This window comes from Arthrobacter sp. Soil_C_49, assembly GCF_057656635.1.
This window is the reverse complement of record NZ_JBDGJZ010000011.1, coordinates 14,718-37,386: the sequence shown is the minus strand read 5'-3', so window position 1 is coordinate 37,386 and position 22,669 is coordinate 14,718. Positions and strand designations below refer to the sequence as shown.

Below are 22,669 nucleotides of genomic sequence, written 5' to 3'. Positions count from 1 at the left end.
TGGGCTGGCCTGTGTTGGGTTGGGCAGTGTTCACCAGTCGTGGACCGTTCCGTCGATGAGGCGGTTGTAGGGAAGGTAGGCCTGCTGGTACGGGTAGGCCGCGGCGGCTTCTTCGTTGAATTCGACGCCGATGCCGGGCTTGTCGCCCGGATGCAGGTAGCCATCAATGAACGTCATGGACTGCTCGAAGACCTCGTTGGTCCTGTCCGAGTGCTGCATGTATTCCTGGATCCCGTAGTTATGGATCGCCAGGCCCACGTGCAGCTGCGCGGCGAAGCCCACCGGGGAAATGTCGGTGGGGCCGTGGAAGCCGGACTTGATCTGGTACTGCGCGGCGAAGTCCATCACCTTCTTCAACGGGCTGATCCCGCCAAAGTGGGTGGACGCGGCCCGGACGTAGTCGATCAGCTGTTCCTTGATCAGGGTCTGGTAGTCCCACACCGTATTGAAGATTTCGCCGATCGCCAGCGGGGTGGTGGTGTGCTGGCGGACCAGGCGCAGGCCCTCCTGGTTTTCGGCCGGGGTGCAGTCCTCAAGCCAGAACAGGTCATACGGCTCCAGGGCCTTGCCAAGCTTCGCCGCCTGGATAGGGGTCATCCGGTGGTGCCCGTCATGCAGCAAAGGGATTTCGGGGCCGAACTCGTTCCGCACCGCCTCGAACACGGTCGGCAGGTGGCGCAGGTAGGCCCGGGTGTCCCAGTCCTCCTCCACCGGGAACGCACCCCGCCCGGCGGGTTCGTAGTCGTACCGCTCCCCCGACGCCTGCGCCTGAGCCGCCACCCCGTACACGGCCTTGATCCCCGGCACGGCGGTCTGGATCCTGATGGACTTGTACCCGAGCTCCAGGTGCTCCCGCACGGAGTCGAACAGCGAGGGCAGGTCCGCGCCGGAAGCGTGCCCGTACGCGCGCAGCCCGTTCCGGGACGCCCCGCCCAGCAGCTGGTACACCGGCATGCCCGCCATCTTGCCCTTGATGTCCCACAACGCCATGTCCACCGCGGCGATCGCGGCCATGGTCACCGGCCCGCGGCGCCAGTACGAGGACCGGTACAGGAACTGCCAGGTGTCCTCGATCCGGTGCGGGTCCTTCCCGATCAACAGCTGCGCCACATGCTCCTTCAAGTACGCCGCAACGGCAAGCTCACGCCCGTTCAACGTGGCGTCACCAATACCGGTCACACCATCCTCAGTGGTGATCCGAAGCGTCACGAAATTCCGGGAGGGACTGGTCACAAAGACGTCGGCAGCAATGATTTTCACAGCAAGTCCTTTCAGGGGCTGGGCTGGAGGCGGAAGGTTGGGGCGGAGGGCTTAGTTGAAGGTCGGCGCCGCGGGCTTTGTGGCGGCAGCATGCTCGCCTGAAACACGACTGGCGGTCCCGGCGGCATTGCCGGTTGGATCGGCGTCGGCAGCGCTGCTGGTGCGGCGGGCCCGGATCTCGGACAGGATCTCGGCATGCAGGGCATCGGTGAGCTTGTACTTGGACATCACCAGCAGGGCCAGCAGCGCAAGGACGGCGGGGATAGCACCGGCAGCAACCTGGATTCCGAAGACGGCATCGGCGCTTTGGACGGCGCCGGACTTGTAGCCGCCCAGGGCGAGGGCATAGGCGGCAAGGGCGCCGCCCACGGCCTGGCCGGTCTTGCGGGTGAAGGAGAAGAGGGCGTAGGTAATGCCCTCGGTGCGGACACCGGTCTTCCATTCGCCGTACTCAACGGTGTCCGCTTCCAGGGCCCACACCACGATGCTGACCGCCATAACGCCCACCAGGCTGAGCAGGAGGCCGCCGAACCCGATCCAGGTCTGGCTGGCGGGCGTCAGGAAGACGATGATGCCGCCGATCACCGTGACCACGGAGGCGTAGATGTAGACGTTCTTTTTACCCACGGCGCGCACCAGCCGGGGCATGATGGCGGCCAGGACGAAGGTCAGGACCAGTTGGATGATGGACAGCACCGGGTACAGGTCCAGCCGCCCCAGCACGTCGCGCAGGTAGTACAGCTGGACCGAGGTGAGGGCCAGGTAGCCGGAGAGGAACAGGAAGGAGCTCAAGCACAGCATCAGCAACGGCTTGTTGCCCTTCAGGGTGTCCAGGCTCTGCTTGAGGGTTACGTTGGGCACGGCACGGTGGACGCGTTCCTTGGCGGTGAAAACCGTGAAGAAATAGAGGGCGGCGCCGATCACCACAAAGGCCAGTGTGATGCCGGTGAAGGTGGCCTGCAGGTCAGCTCCGGGCTTGATCAGCGGTGCCACAAAAATGCCCAGCGATGAACCCACCAGCGCGGCGCCGATCATTCGGGCCGCCCCCAGCTTGGCGCGATCCCCCGGGTCCTGCGTCATGGCACCGGCCAGGGATCCGTAGGGGATGTTGACCAGGCTGTAGGCCAGGCCCAGCGCTGCGTAGGTGACGTAGGCGTACAGCAGGGTGCCGGATTCGCCGATCTGCGGGACGGAGAAGGTGGCCACGCTCAGCAGGAGCAGCGGTAAGGAGCCGAACATGATGAACGGGCGGAACTTGCCGAACCGCTTGCTGAAGGTGCGGTCCACCACGCGGCCGGCGAAGACGTCAGCGAAGGCGTCGAAAATCCGGACTGCCAGCAGCAGGGTTCCTGCCGCGGCCGCGGAGATGCCGGCAACGTCGGTGTAGTAGACCAGCAGGAACATGGTAGCCGTGGTAAAGGCCAGGTTGTTGGCGGCGTCACCGGCGCCATAGCCGGCGATGCTCATTTTGCTCAGCTTTTTCATGATGCGGGCTCCTTTACCCGGGGCGGCCTGGGGCGGCCAAAAAGTACAGCGTCAAGGGGCCGGGGCGGCCGGCAGGGGTTTCTCTGCCTGTAATCCTAATCACGTGGCAAACAAATGGCAAGCGGTTGCCAAAAACTCATAGAACTTTCAAGAAAGAGGGCCGTCCGGCACCTTCGAGGTGCCGGACAGCCCAACGTCAGCAGGTTGGCGGACCAGCGTCTAGCGGGAAGCAGAGCTGCCGGCCATCGTGCCGCAGAGGCCTTCCACCAGGCCCACAACGGCCGCGTCCTCGGCCAATAGCGGGTCGACGACGGCCAGCAGCGCCTTGATGCGATCAGTGCCGGACAGCCGGTTGGCAGCAGCCACTTCTTCCCCCAGGGGGTCCTGGAAGGTCGCGGCCATGCTGTAATCCATCCACGCGGCGATCATGAGTGCGGCGGCTGCTCCTGTCCTGCCGGCTGCACGTTCTGCTTGCAGGACGGGGACGGCGCGCATCCGGAGTTTGGTGCTGCCGTCCAGGGCGATCTGGGCCAGGTTGTGGGCGATCCTGGCGTTGCTGAATCGGGCGAGCAGGGCGGCCCGGTAGGACGGGATCTCCAGATCAACAGGCAGGTTCGCCTCAGCTTCATCCCAGAAGGCCTGCACCGCGCGGAGGCATCCGGCGTCTCCGAGAGCCTCGGCCACGGTGGAATGGCCGCGCAGCTGCCCGGCGTAGGCGAGCAGCGAGTGTGCGCCGTTGAGCAGCCACAGCTTGCGGTTTTCGTACGGCTCGATGTCGTCCACAAACAGGGCGCCGGCGTCTTCCCAGCGGGGCCGGCCGGCAGGGAAGTCCCCGCTGAGTACCCAGCTGGAGAAGGGCTCGGCCACCACCGGCGAAGTGTCGCGGTACCCGCAGGCCTCCCTCACGTCAGCAAGGTCCTGGTCCGTGGTCCGCGGCGTAATACGGTCCACCGACGTGCTGACGAAGCTGACGTTGGCATCAATCCAGGCAGCGAGCCCGGAATCCCAGGCGCCGGCGAACCCGGCAACAGCTTGCCGCGCAACTGCTCCGTTGTTGGACAGGTTGTCGCAGCAGACAACGGCAATCGGCCCGGAGCCTGCGTCCCTGCGGGCGGCAAGGGCCAGCGCCAGGCGCCCCAGCGGCGTGGCCGGACGCCCGCTGCCGGAACCCAACAGCGCAAGGTCGGTGGCGACGTCGGGCGCGGTGATGTCCAGCGTGCCGTCGGCACCCAGCCCGTAAGCCGCCTCCGTGATGGTGAGGGTGACCACGGCAGTCCCGGGCGCGGCCACCAGCCCGGTGAGCCGCTGCAGGTCCGCGCCGTCCACGGCCTCCACGATGCTCCCCACCACGGTGAAGGAGTCGCCGGTGTCAGCCCGTTCCACCACCGTGTACAGCCCGTCCTGTTCCGCCAGGGCCACCGCGGCGTCGGGGCGGCGGCCGGTGAACGCGGCAATCCCCCACTCCGCGGCATCGCCGGCCTGCTGGGTGTACCAGGCCTGGTGCGAGCGGTGGAAGGCGCCCAGGCCCAGGTGGACTATCCGGACCGGGGCTTTGGGCAACGGGCGCAGGATACGGTTCAGCCGCGGAAGGTCCGTGGCAGGAACAACTGGCGCACGCACTTCGGTGCTCACAGCTTGAACACCCGGCGCGGCGACCCGTCCACGATGTCCACAATCAGTTCGTGGGCTCGGTCCTCGCTGACCCGGTGCTCGGCCACCAGGCGGGCCAGGAACGAGGCCTCGATCCGGCGGGAGGCGTCGTGCCGGGCCGGGATGGAACAGAAGGCGCGGGTGTCGTCGATGAACCCTGAAGAACGGGAGAAGCCCGCCGTTTCGGTGACCGCGGAGCGGAACCGCAGCATCGCATCCGGGGCATCCAGGAACCACCACGGCGCGCCCAGGTACACGGACGGGTAGAAGCCGGCCAGCGGGGCCAGTTCGCGGGAGAACACGGTCTCGTCCAGGGTGAAGAGCACCAGGTGGAAGTCCTTGGCGGTGCCGAAGTCCTGCAGGACCGGCCGGATGGCCTCGGTGTAGTTGATGGCGAATGGGATGTCATGCCCGGTGTCCGCGCCGAAGGTATTGAAGGTGGGCTCGTGGTGGTTGCGGTACGAGCCCGGATGGATGGTCATCACCAGACCGTCCTCCACGGACATGCGCGCCATTTGGTACATCATGTGCGCTTCGAAATCGTCCCGGTCCTGCGCCGTGGCCTTGCCGGAACGGGCGCGCTCAAACAGCCTGGCTGCGTCGGCGGCGTCCAGTTTAAGGGTGGCCGGGGTGCGGACGCCGTGGTCGGCGGAAACCGCGCCGTGCTCCACAAAATAACGACGCCGGCTCTCCAGCGCCGTGAGGTACGCACCATAGCCGGTGCCGCCGTCGCCCGCTGCCGCGAGAAGTCTGTCCACGTTCTCCGACCACGACGGGTGGGCGATGTTCAGGTAGGCGTCAGGGCGGAAGGTGGGCAGGACGCGGCCGTGGAAGGTGGGGTCCTGCGCGATGGCCTGGTGGCTCGCCAAGGAATCAAGGGGATCGTCAGTGGTGGCCAGGACTTCGATGTTGAAGTCCTTGAAAAGCTCCCTCGGCCGGAATCCCGGCTCCTGCAGCTTGGCGGAGATCGCGTCGTAGCTGGCATCGGCCGTGGCCTCGCTCAGCTCGCCCTGCAGGCCGAAAACGCTGTGGAACTGCGTGCGGAGCCAGTAGCCCGAGGCCGTGCCTTCGAACAAAGGCCAGGCCTTGCAGAACTCACGCCACACCGAACGGCTGTCCGGCTGCGATGTTGTCGATTCCCGAAGCCGGTCCAGCGGAACACCGCTGGCGTGGATCAGCCGGGTGACGTAGTGGTCCGGGCTCACCAGCAGCGCTGCCGGATCCGGGAAAGGCGTGTTCTGCTCGATGACTGCGGCGTCAACGTGCCCGTGCGGGGAAATGATCGGGAGGTCCTCAACGCGCTGCAGGAGCTCCCGGGCTATGCGGCGGGTTCCGGGATCAGCGGGCAGGAGCCTGTCTGGGTTGGCGGCAATCGACTGTGACATACGTCAATGGTCCGGGCTGCATGCCAGTCTTGTCAACCGGTTGCCAAAACTTGCCACTCAGTTTCCGCTACCCGTTGGCGCCGGTAGTGGAGCAAGGAATTTCGGGCGCTGCTAGCCCTTGGGCAGGAGCCGGCCGCTGGAACCCCGCAGAACCAGCTCGGTCTCCACCCGGAGGATGCCCGCCGGATCCCCGCTGCCGTGGAGCAGTTCGAGCAGCAGGGCCGCAGCTCCCGAGCCGCACTCCCCCAGCGGCGAGCGCACGGTGGTCAGCGGCGGTGTGGTGAAGTCCGCACCGAAGATGTCGTCGAAGCCCACGATACTGATCTGGTCCGGCACCACCATGCCGCCGGCCTGCAGCTCCTGCATCAGGCCGATCGCCAGAAGGTCGTTATATGTCAACACGGCCGTGGCCTTTGTGGCCAGCACGTCGCGCGCCACCTGCCTGCCGCCGTCGACCGTTGGTTTGGTGGACTCCACCCGCACCGGCTCCAGCTTGGACCACTCACAGGCTGCCTGGACGCCTTCCCAGCGCCGGGCGGACATCCAGGAGCGCGCGGGGCCGGCTACGTAGGCGAGCTTTTTGTGGCCGTTCGCCGCGAGGCTGCGTACCGCTTCCCCTATGCCCTTCCGGACGTCGGGGATCACGCACGGCACGCCCTCCACCTCGCGGTTGATGACCACCACCGGCTTGTCACGGGCGAGGGCGCGGATGTCGTCGTCATCCATGCGCGGGCTGGCCAGGATAAGGCCGTCGGCCGTGCTCATCATGCGGCGGGCCGCCGTGAGTTCGGTGGCTGCCGACTCGGCGGATTCGGCCAGGACCAATGTGTAGTCCCTGGCTGTGCCCGTCGTTTCGGCGCCGCGGATGATGTCAAAGAAGGTGGGGTTGGTGATGTCCGCGACGATCAGGCCGAACGTGTTGGTCCTGCCGGTGGGCAGCGCCCGGGCGAACGGGTTGACCTGGTAGTTCAGCTCGGCGGCCGCGTCCTCGATCAGCTTCTGGGTCTTGGCGCTGACGCGGCCCGGCTTGCTCAAGGCCCGCGAGACAGTGGACGGGTTGACGCCGGCCACCTTGGCGATGTCGTAGATGGTGGCATTGCCCTTGCCGGCCCGGGCGTGTTTTTTGGCGGCCTCAGTAGTTGCGGCAGGGCCCTGCGTCTTGGGTTCGGTCACCGCCCCATCCTAACGAGCATCAGGCAAGAAGTGGCCAGCGGTTGCCGGGCGCCCCGTGGGGCGCCCGGCCACCATGGTCCCTAGGAGCGCTCGGGGAACTTGCCCTCTTCGCTGATGCGCTTGTTCAGCTCCCGCATGTACTCGTCTTCGTCGAAGTCGAGCGGAACTTCGCGCCCGGTCCAGCTGGAGAGGTGGATGGCGTTGGCCAGGCGGACACCGTTGATGCCGTCCGAGCCCGGGGCCAGCAGCGGGGTGCCGTCCAGAATGTTCGCCGCGAAATTCTCCAGAACGCCTGCGTGCTGGCTGCCCCAGGCGGACTCGAACTCGATAACCTCGGTGCTGTAGTACTGCTCCGGCTTCAGTTGTCCCATAAAGAGCTTGCGGACGTCGTCCATGTCCATGGAGTCGCTGAGTTCACGCTCCGGCCGGGTCAGGCGGGTTACGATGGCGGTCTTGGAATTTTCGACGACGATCTTGCCCTGGTCACCGAGGATCTCAAACCTGTCGGTGCCCACGATGTCGTGGGTGGCCGTCACGAAAACGCCCGTGGCTCCGTCGCCATAATCCACTACGGCGGTGACCTCATCCTCGACGGCGATGTCCCGGCGGAAGCCGTACGCCACCTTGGAGTACACCGACTTCGGCGCGCCGCAGATCCACTGCCACAGGTCCAGCTGGTGCGGGGCCTGGTTGACCAGCACGCCGCCGCCTTCGCCGCCCCACGTGGCGCGCCACTCGCTGGAGTTGTAGTAGCCCTGCGGCCGCCACCAGTTGGTGATGATCCAGTTGGTGCGGCGGATGGCGCCGATCTCGCCGTTGTCGACGATTTCCTTGAGCTTTTTGTACAGCGGGTTGTTGCGCTGGTTGAACATGATGCCGAACGAAAGCCCGGGCTTGGACGCCGCGAACTCGTTCAGTTCCTTGACCTGCCGGGTGTAGACACCCGCCGGCTTTTCCACGAGCGCGTGGATGTTGCGCTTGAGCGATTCGATGCCCATTTCCGGGTGGAGGTAGTGCGGTACACAGGTGACCACGGCGTCGATGTGGCCGCTTTCGAGCATGGCGATGTAGTCGTCGTAGAACGGCACGTCAGGATACGAGGCAGCGGCCAGTTCCCTTTTCGCGGGATCGATATCGGTGATGGCGCCGATCTCCATATTCGGGACGAGGCCGTCGGTGATGAACTTGGCGTAGGCGCCGCCCTGCTGCCCCAGGCCGATGATGCCCAGGCGTACTTTCTGACTCACAGTTGTTTATCCTTCGAAGTTGATTGAGCTTGTCGAAGCCGGTTGGTTGAGCTTGTCGAAACCTAAAAGAGGTCGCCGTGGCCCATGGCCACAAGGTTGTCGTAGGACGTCTGCAGTGCGTCCCATACCGTGCGGCCGTACAGTTCGTCCTGCTCCACGAGGAGGTATTGGGCACCGGCGGCCTGGGCGGCAGGGATGATGGAGGGGAAGTCCAGGTTGCCCTCGCCCACTTCGGCGAACTGCACCACGTTCTTGAATTCGGCCATGAATCCAGCGAAATCACCGGACTCCAGGAGGCTGAACGAGGATGCCGGCATCTGTCCGATCCGGTAGTCCTTCAGGTGCACCATGGCGGTCCGTCCCGCGTACTTCTGCAGGGTCCGGACAGGGTCCAGGCCGCCGCGCTGGACCCAGTGCACGTCGATTTCCATGCCCATGGCCGGCGAGTTGTCCGCGATGATGTCCAGCATGTAGGTGCCGTCGAACTTGGCGAACTCGATGTGGTGGTTGTGGTAGTACAGGCTGATCCCGTGTTCCTGCAGCCGCTCGGCGTACCCGTTGGCCTGCTTCGCGAAGTCGATCACGGCGTCAATGGACTTCATGGCTGGGAACGGCAGCATCCCGATCCGCAGCAGTGACGTGTCCAGCCGCTTGGCATCGTCCACGATCTTGTCGAAGTTGTCCGCCAGTGATTCCACCGGCATTCCCTTCCGGCCCTCAATATTGACGGAGAGAGCGGCGATGTCCATGCCCAGTTCCGTGCGGGAGCGGTCCAGCTCTGCCACGTTCTCCGGGGACATGGGAAACTGGGAAATTTCGACGGCGTTGTAACCGATCGCGTTAACCTTGCGGAGCGTTTCAAACGCCCCCACTTCGGCGAAGCTGTCCTTGAGCATCATCGCTTGTACGCCTATTTTGGCCACTGGTTTCCTCCGTGGTGTTCCGGCCGGTGACGGCCATTGGGTGTGTGCTTATGGGGCAGTTACGCCGCGGCGCCGGCCTGTTCAGTCTGTTGCCGCTGTGCTTCCAGGAGCCGGTGCCGTTCCGCACGGCGCTGTTCCTGCCGGTCCGGATCCGGCACCGGGGAAGCGAGCAGGAGGCGTTGGGTGTACGGGTGTTCGGGGTCGGTGGTGACCACGTCGGCAGAGCCTTGTTCCACGATTTCGCCCCGGTACATCACTGCCACCCGGTGGCTGATGTGCCGGACCACGTCCAAGTCATGCGAGACAAAGAGGTACGAAACCCCGGTGTCCTTCTGGATCTGCAGGAACAGGTCAAGGACGCGGGCCTGGGTCGAGAGGTCCAGCGCACTCACCGGTTCGTCGCAGACGATCAGCTTGGGCGACAGGGCAAGGGCCCGGGCAATCGCGACGCGCTGCCTCTGGCCTCCGCTGAACTCCCGCGGCAGCCGGTGGATCGCGTCAGACGGCAGCCCCACCTGGTCCAGCAGTTCCTTGACGCGTTTCCTGGCGGCCGTGGCGTCCATGCCCTGCACGCCCAGCGGCTCGGCGAGGATGTCGCCGATTTCCAGTGCCGGGTTCAGGGACGTGTACGGGTCCTGGAACACCACCTGCAGGTCCCGGCTCAGCGTCCGGCGCTCCCTGCGGCTGGCATTGCTGATGTCGTTGCCCTCGAAGATGATCCTGCCCTTGGTCACAGGGGCCAGGCCCAGGACAGCGCGGCCCAGCGTGGTCTTGCCGGAACCGGACTCCCCCACCAGGCCCAGCGTTTCGCCCTGGCCGATGGTGATGTTGATGTCCGTCAGCGCCCGGAAGGGCTTGGCGCGGAACCTCTTGCTGGGGTACTCCACCACCAGGTCCTGCACCGACAGCAGCGGGGCGTTCTCGACCGCGCTCATGCCACCGGTTCCTTTTCTGCGGCTGCATCCTGTCCTGCCGGAGCAGTGCTTCCGGATTCGTGGGGAACGGGTCCCTCCGGCGGGGAAACCAGCATGGTCATGGGGGTCTTTCCTTCCAGCATGGAGCCAAGGAGGGTTTGGGTGTACTTCTCTTTCGGGCTGCGGAGGATCTCGCGGACTGTTCCTTCTTCGACGAGCCGGCCGTTCTGCATGACCACCACGCGGTCGCAAAGGTCGGCGACAACACCGAAGTTGTGAGTCACGAGGATGACGCCGATGTTCAGGCGCTGCTGGAGTTCACGCAGCAGGTCCAGCACATCGGCCTGCACTGTGACATCGAGCGCCGTGGTGGGTTCGTCCGCGATCACCAGGTCCGGTTCGCAGCTGATGGCACCGGCAATCAGCACGCGCTGGGCCATGCCGCCGGAGACCTCGTGCGGGTAGGCCTGGAAGGTCCGCTCCGGGTTGGCGATCCCGACGTCGGCCAGCAGCTTCAGCGCACGCTTCCGGGCCTCTGCCTTGGTGATGCCCAGGACCCGGACCATGGGCGTCACCAGCTGGTAGCCGATGGTGAAGGCCGGGTCAAGGTTGCTCATGGGCTCCTGCGGGATGTAGGAAATCCGCTTGCCGCGCAGCCTGGACAGCCTGTCCTGGTTCACGCGGTCCTCCCCCGGCGCCACAGTGTAGTTGCCGTCGAACTGGATGGAACCTGCCACAATGCGGGCGTTGTCCGGCAGCAGTCCCAGGATGGAGAACGCGGTCTGGGACTTGCCCGAGCCCGATTCACCCACGATCCCCAGGATCTCGCCTCGGTCCACGTGGAAGGAGACGTCGTCCACCACCTTCTTGACCGAACCGTCCGCCTGCGGGTAGCCGACGCCGAGGTGGGTCACCTTCACGAGGTGGTGCTCGGTGCCGATGTCGACGGCGGCCACTGTCTTACGGGCCTGGCGCGCCTTGGCGCGTTCCGCCGTCGTGCGTTCCGCGGAAGTACCCGCAACAGGGGTCCGCTGGCGGCGGTGCTTGATCTTTTCGCCGTCCTCCAGGGCGTCGCGGATGGCGTTGCCCAGGAGGACCAGGCCGCCGATGGTCAGGGCCATGGCAAGGGCGGGCCAGAGCAGCAGGGTGGGCGTCAGGTAGACGTTCTTGAAGCCTTCCGAGAGCATCACGCCCCAGGTTGCCCTGGTGGGATCGCCCAGGCCCAGGAACTCCAGGCCGGACTGGATGGCGATGGCCACGCCGGCGATGGCTGCGGTCTGGATGATGATGGGCGCTCGGACCACGGAGAAGATGTGGCGGGCGATGATGCTCAGGTCCGACAGGCCCGAAACCCTTGCGGCGTCAACGTAGAGCTCGTTGCGCACGGACTGGACCGCGGTTCGGGTCAACCGGAAGTAGGACGGGCTGATCAGGACACCGAAGGCGATCATGGAAATCCATACGGAGGGTCCGAAGGCGGCCCGGATGGTGAGCAGCACGATCAGGCCGGGCAGGCTCATGAGGATGCTGACCACCCAGTTGGATACTCCCTCGAACTTTCCGCCGTAATAGCCGGCGATCAGGCCTGCGGGAAGGCCGATGGCAATGGCCACACCGGCGCAGAGCAAGGCGGAGAGGAGGGTGAGCTGCGCGCCGAAGAGCAGGCGGCTCCAGGTGTCCCGCCCGGCGCTGTCCGTGCCGAGGATATTCACTGAGTCCGGCGCTGCGAGGGTCTTGGCGATGTTGGCGAAGTTCTCCTCGAAGGGCGCCAGGACCGGGGCGAAAATGGCCAGCAGCGCGATGCTCCCCAGGATCACTATGGACGCGATGCCGAGGGGGTTCTTGAGGAGGCGACGGATAACGGTGGAGCGGACCACCGTGCCGCTCTGTCCGGCGGGAACGGGGGCGGCTACCGCCGCAGTTTCTACGGAATCGCTCATGACACACGCACTTTCGGGTTGAGCCAACCATTGAGGATGTCCACCAGGAGGTTCACCACGATGACCACCACAACGGTGTACATCACCACTCCCATGACTACGGGAAGGTCCGTTTGGCCGGTGGCGGTGACGGCCAGCGGGCCCATGCCTGGCAGCGCGAAGATCTGCTCGATGATCACCACGCCGCCCAGCATGCCGATCAGCTGCAGGCTCAGTACGGTGAGGCCTGCGGGAGCGGCACTGCGCAGCACATGCTTGAAGAGGATCTCCCGCTCCCCGATGCCACGGCTGCGCAGCGTCCGGACGTAGTCCCGCTCTAGTTGCTTGATGACGGCACTGCGGATCTGCTGCGCGCCGCCCGTCACGCCGTTGATCAGCAGGGCGATCACGGGAAGGGTCATCGAGTAGACCCAGGCTTCGGCACCCACCCCGGGAGAGATGGTGCTGGTGGCCGGGAAGAAGCCCAGTTGGATGGCCAGGAGGGTCACCAGGAACACGCCGATGACGTATCCCGGGACGGAGTCGCCAAGGATTGCACCCACCTGGACCGCCCTGTCCACCCAGCCGCGCTTCACTGCCGCGGCAACGCCGATCAGCGTGGCGCAAATGGCGATCAGGATCATTGCGGCGAAAACCATCGTCATGGTCACCGGGATACGGGTTGCGAGGGAATTGGCCACGGGCTCCGAGGTGAACCAGGAAGCTCCCAGATCACCACCGAGGGCGTCTGCCAGCCAGGTGAAGTAGCGGCCGATGAGGGGCTGGTCGAGTCCCAGCTCCTGTTCCTTCAGCGCAACCTGTTCAGGCGTGGCCTGGTCGCCCAGGATGTTCCGGGCGATGCTTCCGCTGGACGTGTACAGCAGGGTGAAGGTGAGTGCCGAGACAACGAACAACACCACCAGCCCGCTGCCCAGCCTTTTCGCAATGAACCTGATCATGGAGTCCTACTTGGCAGGCGAGTAGTTATAGATGGACGGGACGGCCTGCTGGGCCTGCGGCGAGACGTTCACTTTGTCGTTGTGGTAGTACATCTGGTTCACGCGGAACAGGGGTGCGAACCAGGCCTGTTCGACAACGTACTTGTTGACCTCCTGTGCCAGTTTGCCTGCATCTTCGCCGCCGGTCCGCACGGCCTGGATCTTGGCCTCGAGCTCGGGGTTGGTGTTCTTGAAGGGGTTGTACAGGGCCTTGGTGGAGACAATCTGGTCAATCGCCACGGTGGGCTCGCCCTGGAAGAGGTTGAAGAACAGGGCGTGGTACTTCTGGGCTGCAACGTCGGACGTGAACGTGTTGGTGATCGCGGCGCCGGGCTTCAGGGTAATGCCGACGTCAGCCAGCTGCTGCTGGAGAACCGAGATCAGGGTTTCCGCTCCGGGGAGCGTGGGAACGTCGATGGTCACGTTGCCTTCAAAGCCGGATTCCTTGAGGAGCTGTTTGGCTTTGGCGGGGTCGTAGCTGTAGTAGTTTTCCAGCTCTTCGGTCCAGGCGCCGCTGTCCTTGCCGAACGGCTGGGAGGTGGGTGTGCCCTGGCCCAGCATGACCTGGTCCAGGATGGTCTTGCGGTCGAAGGCGTAGTTGATGGCCTGGCGGACCTTGACGTCGGCGAGGGCTGGGTTCTTGGTGCCGTCGCGGTCCAGCAGGAGCAGTCCGGACCAGTCAACCTGGTTGGTTTCCAGTTTCATCTTGGCGCCCTCGGCCTGCTTGCCGTTCTTGGGATCCAGGAGCGTGGCATCGATCTGGCCGGAGACCAGGGCGTTGGTGCGCGCCGTCGGATCGGTGAGGATTTTAAGGGTCAGCTTCTGGTACTTCTGGAGGTCCTTGTTCCAGTAGTCCTTGCGGGCATTAAAGACTGTCTGGCTGTCCTTGACCGTTGCGGCCTTGTCCATCACGTACGGGCCGGAACCAACGGGCTCGGTCTTGATGGCATCAGTGCCCAGGGCCTTGGGGCTTCCCATGAGGCCGGCCGCCTGGCTCAGGAAGTATTCGAGCGCAGGCTCAGCGGCGCTGAGGTTGATGTCGATGGTGTCCGCGTCCACCACGGCGACGTCGGAGACGGAAGCCAGTTGGGCCATCTGCGGGCCGTTGGCCTTCTTGAAGTGGTCCAGGTTGGCCTTGGCTGCTTCGGCATCGAATTTGGCGCCGTCGCTGAAGGTGACGTCCGTCCTAAGGTCCACGGTGAGTTTGGTATTGGTGTCGTTGTACTTCCAGTCCGTGGCCAGCATCGGGCTGAGCTTGCCGTCGGGTTCCCGCAGGATCAGGCTGTCATAGGCGGCCTGGTACGGCTGGAGGGCGTGGCCCACGTGGGCCTGCGCCGGATCCCACGACGTGATGTCCCGGAGGGTGCCGAGGGTCAGCGCGGTGACGGTTTTTCCGCCGGCGGCGGTGGATCCTGCACCGGCGCCGCCACCGCCACAGGCGGTGAGGGCCAGCGAGGCGCTCAGAACGAGGGCGGCAGCTGCCGCTTTGGGACCTAACTTCATTGTCGGCTCCTTGAAACCTTGTGGAACGTGGGAGTTGGGAGGGAAAGCGTTGTGGCGTGGGCCACATTTATCCTGTGACGTTCACAGTACGCACTGCGGGCATCTTTGGCAACCGGTTGTCTAAAATTGTTGCAATGCTGCCTAGCGCTGCAAAATAGTCAGCAAACGTTGCGAAGTCCGGGATACACAATCGGTTGCCACAACTGTTATGAGACGCGGGAAACGGCGTCCGGATAGCTCTGCCGGTAGACGTCCTTGATGATGCGCAGTGACTTCTCAGCTTCCAGGGGACTGATCCAGAACGGCTCGGGTTCATCCAACCGGCCGTAAAAATCCTTGATCAGCAGTTCGTGCGAGACGCCCCAGTAGGACCTGCCGCCCGTGTCACTCCTGCGTTCGGGGATCACATCCACCCGCCCATCTTCGTAAGTGACGGTAAGGTCCCCGCGCAGAGTCAGGACAGCTTTTTCGGTGACCACTTCGAGGGTCACCGGCGCGTTGCAAGCATGGCCGAGCGTGGCGTAGAAAACGCTCCTGGCACCGCCGGCATGTTCGGCAACGAACTCCGCGGTGTCTTCCACCTCGATGGCCCCGCCCAGGAAGCGGGTGGCGGCATTGCCGCGCACCTGGACGACGTCGCCCACCAGCCATTGCAGCAGGTCCACGGTGTGGATGGCCTGGTTCATCAGGAGCCCGCCCCCGCCGCCTTCCCAGGAACCACGCCACGGCCGGCCGCGGTAGTAGTCCGGGGAACGCTGCCACATGACACTTGCGGCCGCTCCCACCACCGCGCCGAGCTCACCGCTTGCCAGCAGGGAGTGCATGGCCTGGGACGTCGCGTTGTAACGGTTCTGGAAGCAGACGGCGATTTTCGCGTTGCCCCTGGATGCTGCGTCAACCAGGCGCCGCCCTTCCGCCAGCGTATGGGCCAGCGGCTTTTCCACGATGACGTTGACGCCCCGTTCCAGGCAGTCAACGGCTATCGAGGCATGCTGGTTGTGCGGCGTGCAGATATGCACCACCTCGGGCCGGACGGCCTCAAGCAGGCTTTGATGGTCAGCAAAGCCTGGCACACCGTAAAGTTCGGCAGCGGCAGCCAGCCGCTCAGGATGGGGGTCGCAGACGCCAACCAGCTCGGCGCCGTCGAGCTTTGCCACCGCCTCGAAGTGGACGGTGGAGACGTCGCCGCAGCCGATCACGGCAGCCCGGATGCTCAAGAGAGCTCAACCCCGTTTTTAGCAGCCAGTGCCGCGAAGGCGCGCGCTGCGACCCCGAAGGCCACCGGCCCGGAAAAGCCGCCGAGCTCGTGGGCGCTGGCAAGGTGGGGTTCCAGGGAGGCAAAACCGCCGTACCCGTCAGCCTTGAGTGCGGCGATGGTGGCGTCCAGTTCGCCGTCGCCCTCACCGGAGGGAACCACTTCCCCCGTGGTGGACAGCGCATCCTTGACCTGGAAGTACTCAAGGTACGGGCGCAGCATGGCGTACCCGTCCGTGTACGGCTTCACGCCTACCTGCACAAAGTTGGCATTGTCCCAGGCAACGCGCAGGGCCGGGGAGTTGACGGACTCCATGATGTCCAGCACGCGCTGGGGCGTGTCACCGTAGATGTCCTTTTCGTTTTCATGCAGCAGCACGACGCCGGATTCCTCGGCGAGCGCCGCCAGTGCACGCATGCGGACCAGGACGTCGTCGCGGACGTCCTCGGGAGTTTGGCCGTCGGCCCGGTAGAAGGAAAAGATCCGGACGTACTTTGTGTCCAAGCCGTTCGCCACGGAGATGATCTGGCGCAGGCGGTCCAGTTCATGCTCAACGGGCAGGCTGACGTCCACCTTGCCGATAGGGCTGGCAACAGCGGAGACCTTCAGGCCGTTGGCGTCCAGGATGACCTTGAGGTCGGCCACCTGAGAGGGGGCAAGTTCGGAGACGTTCGTTCCCCAGGCGCTCCTGACTTCAATGTGGCTGGCGCCCAATGCCAACAGCACCGCGGCCTGGATGGCTGGGTCGGGATCGATTTCGTCGCCGAATCCCGAAAGTTGCCAGCTTGTTTGTGGTGCGTGGGTCAACGGAATCTCCTTGCTAGGACCCCGCGGCACGGCAGCCTTCGATTCCAGCTACGTCGCGTGGGTGACTTGGTTCACAGAAAAAGTACTCCGGCAAGTCTAGGCAGCCTGCCAACTTTTGACAATCGGTTGCCATAAATTCGCCGATTGTGGCATCCTTGGGTGATGCAGCTGTGGCAACGGTCACAGCTGCCGGTCATTCCGTTCAGAGAGGAGCGCCATGGCGACGCAAGCGGCAGGAACAGACCGTCCTGCCACCATCCACGACATCGCCGCCATGTGCGGAGTTGCCGCTTCCACTGTTTCACGCGCCCTGTCAACGCCTGACCGGGTCAACATCCGCACCCGGCAGCGTATCCAGGCGGCCGCCGCAGAGCTGAACTATCTGCCCAACAGCCAGGCAAAGGCTTTGAGTTCGGGGCGTACGGGAGCAGTGGGAGTGCTGGTTCCCGACATCACCAACCCGTTCTACTTTGACTTGATCCGGGGAACCCAGCTCCAGCTCAAGGCGGCGGGTTACACCCAGTTGCTGGTGGACACCGAGGAATCAGACGAGGTTGAGGCCAGCACGCTGGAACAGCTGCGCAAGACGGCCGACGGCGTCATCGTCGCAGCGTCCCGGCTCACCGATGACGCGCTGCTGGCAGCTGCCGGCAAGGCGCCTCTCGTGACCATTAATCGTGACGTTGCCGGTGTTCCCGCCGTCATCATCGATACCCCGTCCGCTACGAGCCAGGCGCTTGACCACCTCATTTCACTGGGCCATACACGCGTTGCCTACATCGCCGGGCCGCTGACGTCCCAATCCAGCGAACGGCGCTGGACTGCCTTGTCCGAGGCAGCCCAGGACCGTGGCGTCGAGGTGCGCAGCCTGGGCCCGTTTGCCCCCAAGACCCAGTCCGGCGCAGCTGCCGCCGACGCCGCAGTACACAGTGGTGTCACTGCCTGCATTGCCTTCAACGACCTGATCGCCATCGGGATGCTCCAGCGCCTGCGGGAACGCGGCATCCGCGTGCCGGAAGAGATGAGCATCGTCGGGTGCGACGACATTTTTGGCGCCGACTTTTGCAATCCCCCGCTGACCACCATGGCTTCACCGATTGAACAGGCCGGCCGGGTGGCAGTTTCCATGCTGCTGGCCAAACTGAACCCGCTGGCCGGAGGCGGCATCCGCACCCGTTCCGTGATGCCCACGCACCTGACAGTGCGGGGCTCCACGGCTGCGGCGCCCGCCTCATCGACTGCTCCGTAGCTGCCGTTTTCGGGGGTCTAAAAGGCAGGAGCGGAGCAGTCGATGAGTGCTGTTAGAGCCGGTCCGTCTTGTCCTCGCCCTTGTGGCCCGCTCCGCGCAGATTCTCCTGGACTTTGCCGAACAGGTCCTTGATGGTGGACTCCGCATTGGTGATCACGTCCACCGGCACGTAGACATCGTGTGTGATCGGCAGATCGTATTCGTCCTTCAGGTGCGTGCCGTTTCCCACCCCCGTCAGCGACAGATAGACCATGGCCTCGGTGCGGGCGACTCCGGCCAGCTTTCCAAAGACGGTGGTGAACTCGTTGGGCTGGAAGCTGATGGTCTGGCCGATATGGCTGCGGCCAAGTTCTCCAGCGGGAACAGCCTTTTCTGACTGGCTTCCGGTGTATTCCACAACTACTCCTCAGGGTCGCCTGGCATCTACGCCTGCAGTCTAGCGCCGCCCGAACGGCCCGGTACACCTCCCGGCCGGGAGTGAAGAGTTGGAGCGCTGCACAAAGTCCGGGTGCAGGCCGTGGCCACTCCTCCATTGAGCGGCGCCGCCCCGGCCGGGTTTGATGGAGGGACCGGCACAACCGGCCGGAGCATCCAGGATTCTCAACCTCAGAAAGTAGCGTGACTTCGATGAAGAATCGCGTCAAGGGCCCGGGCAGCTGGGAAGACGTGCAGGTGGGCGAGACCGTGGAGCTGAGCAGGAACGGCAAGACTGCCTATGCGGGCCTGGTGGACGACCGCACCGCTGACGGTGAAGTCGTATGGGTCACCACACCCATTGGCGGCCGCCGCCTCTTCCATATCTCGGACGGGTACGACCTCGCCGCAGCGGGGTCATAACGGCTTGGGCGCCGCGCCGCGGGCTGCAAGACTGGGTGCCAGCCAGCAGTAACACCACCAGGAGCCTGCCATGACCGATCAGTTCCCGTCCGCCCACTCCAACAGGCTCACCGATCTCTTGGGCATAGACGTACCGGTGGTGCTTGGACCGTTCGGCGGCGTCTCGTCCGTGGCTCTGACCGCGGCAGTGAGCGACGGCGGCGGGCTGGGTTCCTTCGGCCTGTACGGGTACGAAGGCGGCGCCATCAGGAAGACGGCAGCCGAACTGCGTGGAGCAACAGCCAAGCCGTTCGCCCTCAACCTGTGGGTGCCCAACGGCACGGAAACCGCGCTCCTCCCGACGGAGGACTACGAAAAATACACCGCTGCCCTGAAGCCGTATTTCGAGGAACTGGGCATTCCCCTGCCCGGCATGCCGGACCGGTACATGCCCGACTACGGCGAGCAGGTGGAGGCCGCGCTCGAGGCGCGTCCCGCCGTCGTCAGCTTTGTGTTCGGTGTGCCGGCGGCCGACGTCGTGGAGGAAGCCCACCGCCGCGGCATCAAGGTCGTGGGTACTGCCACCACCGTGGCCGAAGCAGTGGCGCTGGAGGCAGGCGGTGTTGATGCGGTGGTGGCCAGCGGGATGGAGTCCGGCGGCCACCGGGTGTCCTTCCTGAAGCCCGCCGAAGAATCGCTGGTGGGTACGTTCGCGCTGGTCCCCCAGGTGGCCGACGCCGTGTCCGTCCCGGTGATCGCCGCCGGCGGCATCGCGGACCGCCGGGGTTTCGCTGCCGCCATGGTGCTGGGCGCCGATGGTGTGCAGGTGGGCACGGCATTCCTGGCCACCCGTGAATCCGCCGCCGTGCCGGCCTATCGTGAGGTGCTGCACAGCCCCGCCGCCGCCCACACCGTGCTCACCCGCACCCTCAGCGGCCGCCTGGCCCGCGGCATACCCAACCGCATCATTGCCGAGCTTGAAGAAGCCGGCACGGCGGCCCCGTTCCCAGTGCAGAACTGGCTGACCGGCAGGTTCCGGCCACAGGCAGCCGCCCGGGGAAACACGGACCTGATGTCCCTGTGGGCAGGCCAGTCGGCGCCGCTGCTCCGGCACCACACTGCGGCAGAGGTGCTTGCCGAGCTGCTGGCCGGAGCCTGACCGGGCCTGGATCACCGGTAGAATCTGAACGTTATCCGACCGGCGCCTCCTGCCCGCGCCCGGTTGCGGAACCGGGAAGGGAGGGTCTGTGCCAACGCACCGTCCACGCGCGCCCTTCCACTTCCTCCGGGCATCCTCCGTGGCCACCGTCATCCTCACGCTTGCCTCCGGAGCCCACCTTGCCGGCGGCGGGCAGCTGCCGGCCCCGGCCATCCTGCTGGCGGTCCTGGCACTGACCACGCTCGGCAGCACGACGGCCACGCGCCTGCGGCTGAATTTTCCCGCCATGGCAGCCCTGCTGGGCGGCGGGCAGCTGGCGTTGCACGAGGTGTTTACCGCCTTTGGTTCCGCCGGCGCCGCGGCTCCAGGTGCAGCATCACCTCATACCGGACACCTGGCGGGTGCTGACCTGCTGGCCCCGGCGGTGGGCCACCTGCACTCGCCAGGTGCCGCTTCCGGACCCCTGATGCTGGCCGCACACACCCTGGCAACGCTGGCCTGCGCACTCCTGCTGGCAAAAGGCGAGGCAGCCCTGTGGGCACTCGCGGCCTGGCTGCGGCCGCTGGCTGCCCTCCCCCGCGCGGTGGCGGTCGACGCCGTTCCGCCGGCTTTCGTTTCCATCCCCACCGCCGCTGCACCGCGGCGTCCCTGGCGGAACCTCCGGCAGGACAGCCGCCGCGGCCCGCCGCCCGCCGTCGTTCTTTTCCGCTAGAACCGCGCCGTATCTGCGGCCCCCATACTTTTGCGCGCCCGACTCCGGTTTCCGGAGGGCGCGCGCCGGAAAGGCAACCTCATGAACACTTCAGCACTCCGCCGTACCCTGCAGGCAACCGCCGCCACCGGAGGCGCTGCAGCCCTGCTGCTCGCCGTTGCCGGCGGAGCGTCGGCGCATGTCGGCGTGACGCCGGACAAGACCGATGCCAACTCGTACGCCCTGCTCACCTTCGCGGTTCCGCACGGCTGCGACACCTCGGGCACCACCAAGGTGGCCATCACGCTGCCGCAGGAACTCAACGATGCCCAGCCCACCGTCAATCCCAACTGGACGGTGGAGAAGGTAACGGAACAGCTCGCCGAGCCGAAGAAACTGGCCGACGGTACGTCCATCACCAAGCGGACCAGCCAGATCGTCTATACCGCCAAAGCGCCGCTGGACCATGAGCTGCGCGATGCCCTGGTGCTCTCCGTGAAGCTCCCGGACGCCGCCGGCAGCACGCTGTACTTCCCCACCCTCCAGAGCTGCGAAACCGGGCAGACGGATTGGTCGGAGATCGCCAGGGACGGCCAGGATCCGCATTCATTGAATGCTCCGGCCCCCTCGATCACCGTTACCGCGGCAGCCGGTACCGGGCACGGCGATACTGCAGCAGCGCCGGATGCTCACAGCACTGCCACGTCCACCGAACAGGCCTCGGTGACGGACAGCGGGGCGGACGCCCGCAGCTGGGCCGGCCTGGCGGCAGGCATCGGTGGCCTGGTGCTCGGCGGCGCGGCGTTCTTCCGCAGCGGACGCGGCAAGCCCGGGACGGACCAGGCGGCAAAGTAGGGCAAGGCTTTGATGCCCGGATCATCACGATCCGGGCATCAAATTGCCGCGCCACCTCGCCGCATCGTTGACGCGGCCCACCGCTGCCACGAAGGTGGTGCCATGAGGTCTCAGCGAATTTCACACGGGTTTGCCATTACGACGGCGGCTGCGGCCGCCGCACTGCTGCTTAGCGGGTGCGGCCCCAGCCAGCCGCAATCATCTTCGACGACACCACCGGGCACCGGTTCTGCCAGCCCCGGCGCAACGTCCGCGTCGCCCAGCCCGTCCGGTTCGGCGTCGGAGTCGCCGTCGGCGTCGGCGTCCGCTCCGGCAACCGCTGCCCCGGCGGGGCCGGCGCTGTGCAAGGCGGCCGGCCTCTCCGCCGCCACGGATGCTTCCGGGGGCGGGGCCGCGGGAAGCGTCTACATGAAGCTCAACCTCACCAACACCGGTTCCCAACCCTGCCTGCTGCGGGGCTTCGCCGGCGTATCACTGGCCGCCGATGCCGCCGGTGCCCCCATCGGAGCTCCGGCCACCCGCGACGAAAGCACCGCACCGGCGGACGTCCTGCTGGCACCCGGGCAAACCGGGGCAGCCGTCCTGCGCTACACCCAGGCCGGCAACTACCCCGATTGCGCCATGGTGGACGCCGCCGGTTACCGCGTTTATCCGCCGGAGGACACTGCGTCGCTGTTCCTGCCCCAGCCCACCAAGGCCTGCAGCAACGCCGAGATCACGCTGCTCACCATCGGGGCGTTCCAGCCCGCATAGGGCCGCGGACTTCGCCACAGACAACTGCAGGCGGTCCGGCAAGGTGCCGGACCGCCTGCAGTTTCGTTTGCGGTTGCTAGTGGGCGGTGGTGGTACGCCCGGCACCCGCGGTGCCGCGGGACAGTGCCACGCCCAGGCCGATCATGCCCACGCCCAGGACAAAGTGCAGCCAGTTGTCCGCAGTGTTCACCGGGACAAAGTTGGCCGGGGTGTCGTGGCCGATCAGCAGGCCGTAGAGCCAGAGGACAAGGTAAATGGCGCCACCGACGATCAGGTAGTTCCGCGACTGTCCGGCGTCGCGGGCCAGGGCGATTCCGGCTGCGCCAAACAGCAGGTGGACGATGTTGTGAAGTACGGATACCTGGAAGATGCCCAGGAGCAGGGCCTCAGATTCGTGACCGGCGAATCCCAGGGTTTCGTAGTTGCTGGTGATGCCCGGGATGAACCCCAGGACGCCCACCAGGAGGAAGACCGCACCCACCGCGAGCGCGGCTTTCTGGATATTAGTACGGCCCACGGTGCGACCGTTCGGACTTGTGCTTGTCATGATCACTCCTGCTGTTGTCGTTCCGTTTACATCATGGCTGCCGGGTTGCGCCTGACCATAGACTTAAACACCGACATGAT

Annotated in this window: 21 protein-coding genes; 6 read left to right on the top strand and 15 right to left on the bottom strand. The window is 65.5% G+C overall.

The genetic code is table 11. The features are described 5' to 3' along the window. Nucleotides 1–30: 30 nt before the first annotated feature. The 13 genes from manD to AC3A4Z_RS16485 form a co-directional block, all read right to left on the bottom strand. The gene (gene manD / locus AC3A4Z_RS16545) at nucleotides 31–1,260 is read right to left on the bottom strand and encodes a D-mannonate dehydratase ManD (RefSeq protein ID WP_498712748.1); all 1,230 of its coding nucleotides are present in this window, start codon (nucleotides 1,258–1,260) and stop codon (nucleotides 31–33) included. Between the two features lie 51 nt (nucleotides 1,261–1,311). After that, nucleotides 1,312–2,745: a glucuronide transporter gene (gene uidB, locus AC3A4Z_RS16540; protein WP_498712747.1), complete on the bottom strand. Its 1,434-nt coding sequence runs from the start codon at nucleotides 2,743–2,745 to the stop codon at nucleotides 1,312–1,314. A gap of 219 nt (nucleotides 2,746–2,964) precedes the next feature. After that, on the bottom strand, nucleotides 2,965–4,377 hold the full coding sequence (locus AC3A4Z_RS16535) for a mannitol dehydrogenase family protein (RefSeq protein ID WP_498712746.1): 1,413 nt from the start codon (nucleotides 4,375–4,377) through the stop codon (nucleotides 2,965–2,967). Continuing rightward, nucleotides 4,374–5,780, bottom strand: a complete 1,407-nt coding sequence (gene uxaC, locus AC3A4Z_RS16530; RefSeq protein WP_498712745.1) for a glucuronate isomerase — start codon at nucleotides 5,778–5,780, stop codon at nucleotides 4,374–4,376. The genes AC3A4Z_RS16535 and uxaC overlap by 4 nt, the downstream gene beginning before the upstream one ends. Before the next feature lie 111 nt (nucleotides 5,781–5,891). After that, nucleotides 5,892–6,953 carry a substrate-binding domain-containing protein gene (locus tag AC3A4Z_RS16525; RefSeq protein ID WP_493972923.1) on the bottom strand — a complete coding sequence of 354 codons (1,062 nt, stop codon included), beginning with the start codon at nucleotides 6,951–6,953 and terminating at the stop codon, nucleotides 5,892–5,894. An 80-nt stretch (nucleotides 6,954–7,033) separates the two neighbouring features. Continuing rightward, the gene (locus AC3A4Z_RS16520; RefSeq protein WP_498712744.1) at nucleotides 7,034–8,200 is read right to left on the bottom strand and encodes a Gfo/Idh/MocA family protein; all 1,167 of its coding nucleotides are present in this window, start codon (nucleotides 8,198–8,200) and stop codon (nucleotides 7,034–7,036) included. A 62-nt stretch (nucleotides 8,201–8,262) separates the two neighbouring features. Then, nucleotides 8,263–9,123 (bottom strand): sugar phosphate isomerase/epimerase family protein, encoded by an 861-nt coding sequence (locus AC3A4Z_RS16515; protein WP_498712743.1) that lies wholly within the window; start codon nucleotides 9,121–9,123, stop codon nucleotides 8,263–8,265. A 59-nt stretch (nucleotides 9,124–9,182) separates the two neighbouring features. Continuing rightward, nucleotides 9,183–10,058 carry an ATP-binding cassette domain-containing protein gene (locus AC3A4Z_RS16510; RefSeq protein WP_493972926.1) on the bottom strand — a complete coding sequence of 292 codons (876 nt, stop codon included), beginning with the start codon at nucleotides 10,056–10,058 and terminating at the stop codon, nucleotides 9,183–9,185. Beyond that, nucleotides 10,055–11,977, bottom strand: a complete 1,923-nt coding sequence (locus AC3A4Z_RS16505) for a dipeptide/oligopeptide/nickel ABC transporter permease/ATP-binding protein (protein WP_498712742.1) — start codon at nucleotides 11,975–11,977, stop codon at nucleotides 10,055–10,057. The genes AC3A4Z_RS16510 and AC3A4Z_RS16505 overlap by 4 nt, the downstream gene beginning before the upstream one ends. Further along, entirely contained in the window at nucleotides 11,974–12,915 is a 942-nt protein-coding gene (locus tag AC3A4Z_RS16500) for an ABC transporter permease subunit (protein ID WP_493972928.1), read from the bottom strand. The genes AC3A4Z_RS16505 and AC3A4Z_RS16500 overlap by 4 nt, the downstream gene beginning before the upstream one ends. Nucleotides 12,916–12,921: 6 nt before the next feature. Continuing rightward, nucleotides 12,922–14,457, bottom strand: coding sequence for an ABC transporter substrate-binding protein (locus tag AC3A4Z_RS16495; protein WP_493972929.1), 1,536 nt, complete (start codon nucleotides 14,455–14,457; stop codon nucleotides 12,922–12,924). A gap of 206 nt (nucleotides 14,458–14,663) precedes the next feature. Further along, nucleotides 14,664–15,674, bottom strand: a complete 1,011-nt coding sequence (locus tag AC3A4Z_RS16490; protein ID WP_498712741.1) for a Gfo/Idh/MocA family protein — start codon at nucleotides 15,672–15,674, stop codon at nucleotides 14,664–14,666. Continuing rightward, a complete protein-coding gene (locus AC3A4Z_RS16485) occupies nucleotides 15,671–16,519 on the bottom strand; it encodes a sugar phosphate isomerase/epimerase family protein (protein WP_498712740.1) in 849 nt (282 codons plus the stop codon). Before AC3A4Z_RS16485 ends, AC3A4Z_RS16490 begins: the two co-directional genes overlap by 4 nt. Nucleotides 16,520–16,736: 217 nt before the next feature. Between AC3A4Z_RS16485 and AC3A4Z_RS16480 the strand changes: the two genes are divergently transcribed. After that, complete coding sequence (locus AC3A4Z_RS16480; RefSeq protein WP_498712739.1) at nucleotides 16,737–17,768, top strand: LacI family DNA-binding transcriptional regulator; 1,032 nt, start codon at nucleotides 16,737–16,739, stop codon at nucleotides 17,766–17,768. A 52-nt stretch (nucleotides 17,769–17,820) separates the two neighbouring features. Here AC3A4Z_RS16480 and AC3A4Z_RS16475 read toward each other — a convergent pair whose 3' ends face one another. After that, nucleotides 17,821–18,165 (bottom strand): hypothetical protein, encoded by a 345-nt coding sequence (locus AC3A4Z_RS16475; protein ID WP_493972932.1) that lies wholly within the window; start codon nucleotides 18,163–18,165, stop codon nucleotides 17,821–17,823. Between the two features lie 230 nt (nucleotides 18,166–18,395). On the opposite strand from AC3A4Z_RS16475, the gene AC3A4Z_RS16470 reads away from it, so the two are divergent. From AC3A4Z_RS16470 to AC3A4Z_RS16450, 5 genes are all read left to right on the top strand, one after another. Then, on the top strand, nucleotides 18,396–18,605 hold the full coding sequence (locus tag AC3A4Z_RS16470; RefSeq protein WP_493972933.1) for a hypothetical protein: 210 nt from the start codon (nucleotides 18,396–18,398) through the stop codon (nucleotides 18,603–18,605). A 70-nt stretch (nucleotides 18,606–18,675) separates the two neighbouring features. Beyond that, on the top strand, nucleotides 18,676–19,743 hold the full coding sequence (locus tag AC3A4Z_RS16465) for a nitronate monooxygenase (RefSeq protein WP_493972934.1): 1,068 nt from the start codon (nucleotides 18,676–18,678) through the stop codon (nucleotides 19,741–19,743). Between the two features lie 88 nt (nucleotides 19,744–19,831). Next, on the top strand, nucleotides 19,832–20,455 hold the full coding sequence (locus AC3A4Z_RS16460; protein ID WP_498712738.1) for a hypothetical protein: 624 nt from the start codon (nucleotides 19,832–19,834) through the stop codon (nucleotides 20,453–20,455). 81 nt (nucleotides 20,456–20,536) lie between these two features. After that, nucleotides 20,537–21,289 (top strand): YcnI family copper-binding membrane protein, encoded by a 753-nt coding sequence (locus tag AC3A4Z_RS16455; RefSeq protein ID WP_498712737.1) that lies wholly within the window; start codon nucleotides 20,537–20,539, stop codon nucleotides 21,287–21,289. 102 nt (nucleotides 21,290–21,391) lie between these two features. After that, on the top strand, nucleotides 21,392–22,042 hold the full coding sequence (locus AC3A4Z_RS16450) for a DUF4232 domain-containing protein (protein ID WP_498712736.1): 651 nt from the start codon (nucleotides 21,392–21,394) through the stop codon (nucleotides 22,040–22,042). Nucleotides 22,043–22,118: 76 nt separating this feature from the next. Here AC3A4Z_RS16450 and AC3A4Z_RS16445 read toward each other — a convergent pair whose 3' ends face one another. Continuing rightward, nucleotides 22,119–22,589 carry a DUF4383 domain-containing protein gene (locus AC3A4Z_RS16445; RefSeq protein ID WP_498712735.1) on the bottom strand — a complete coding sequence of 157 codons (471 nt, stop codon included), beginning with the start codon at nucleotides 22,587–22,589 and terminating at the stop codon, nucleotides 22,119–22,121. Between the last annotated feature and the right edge of the window lie 80 nt (nucleotides 22,590–22,669).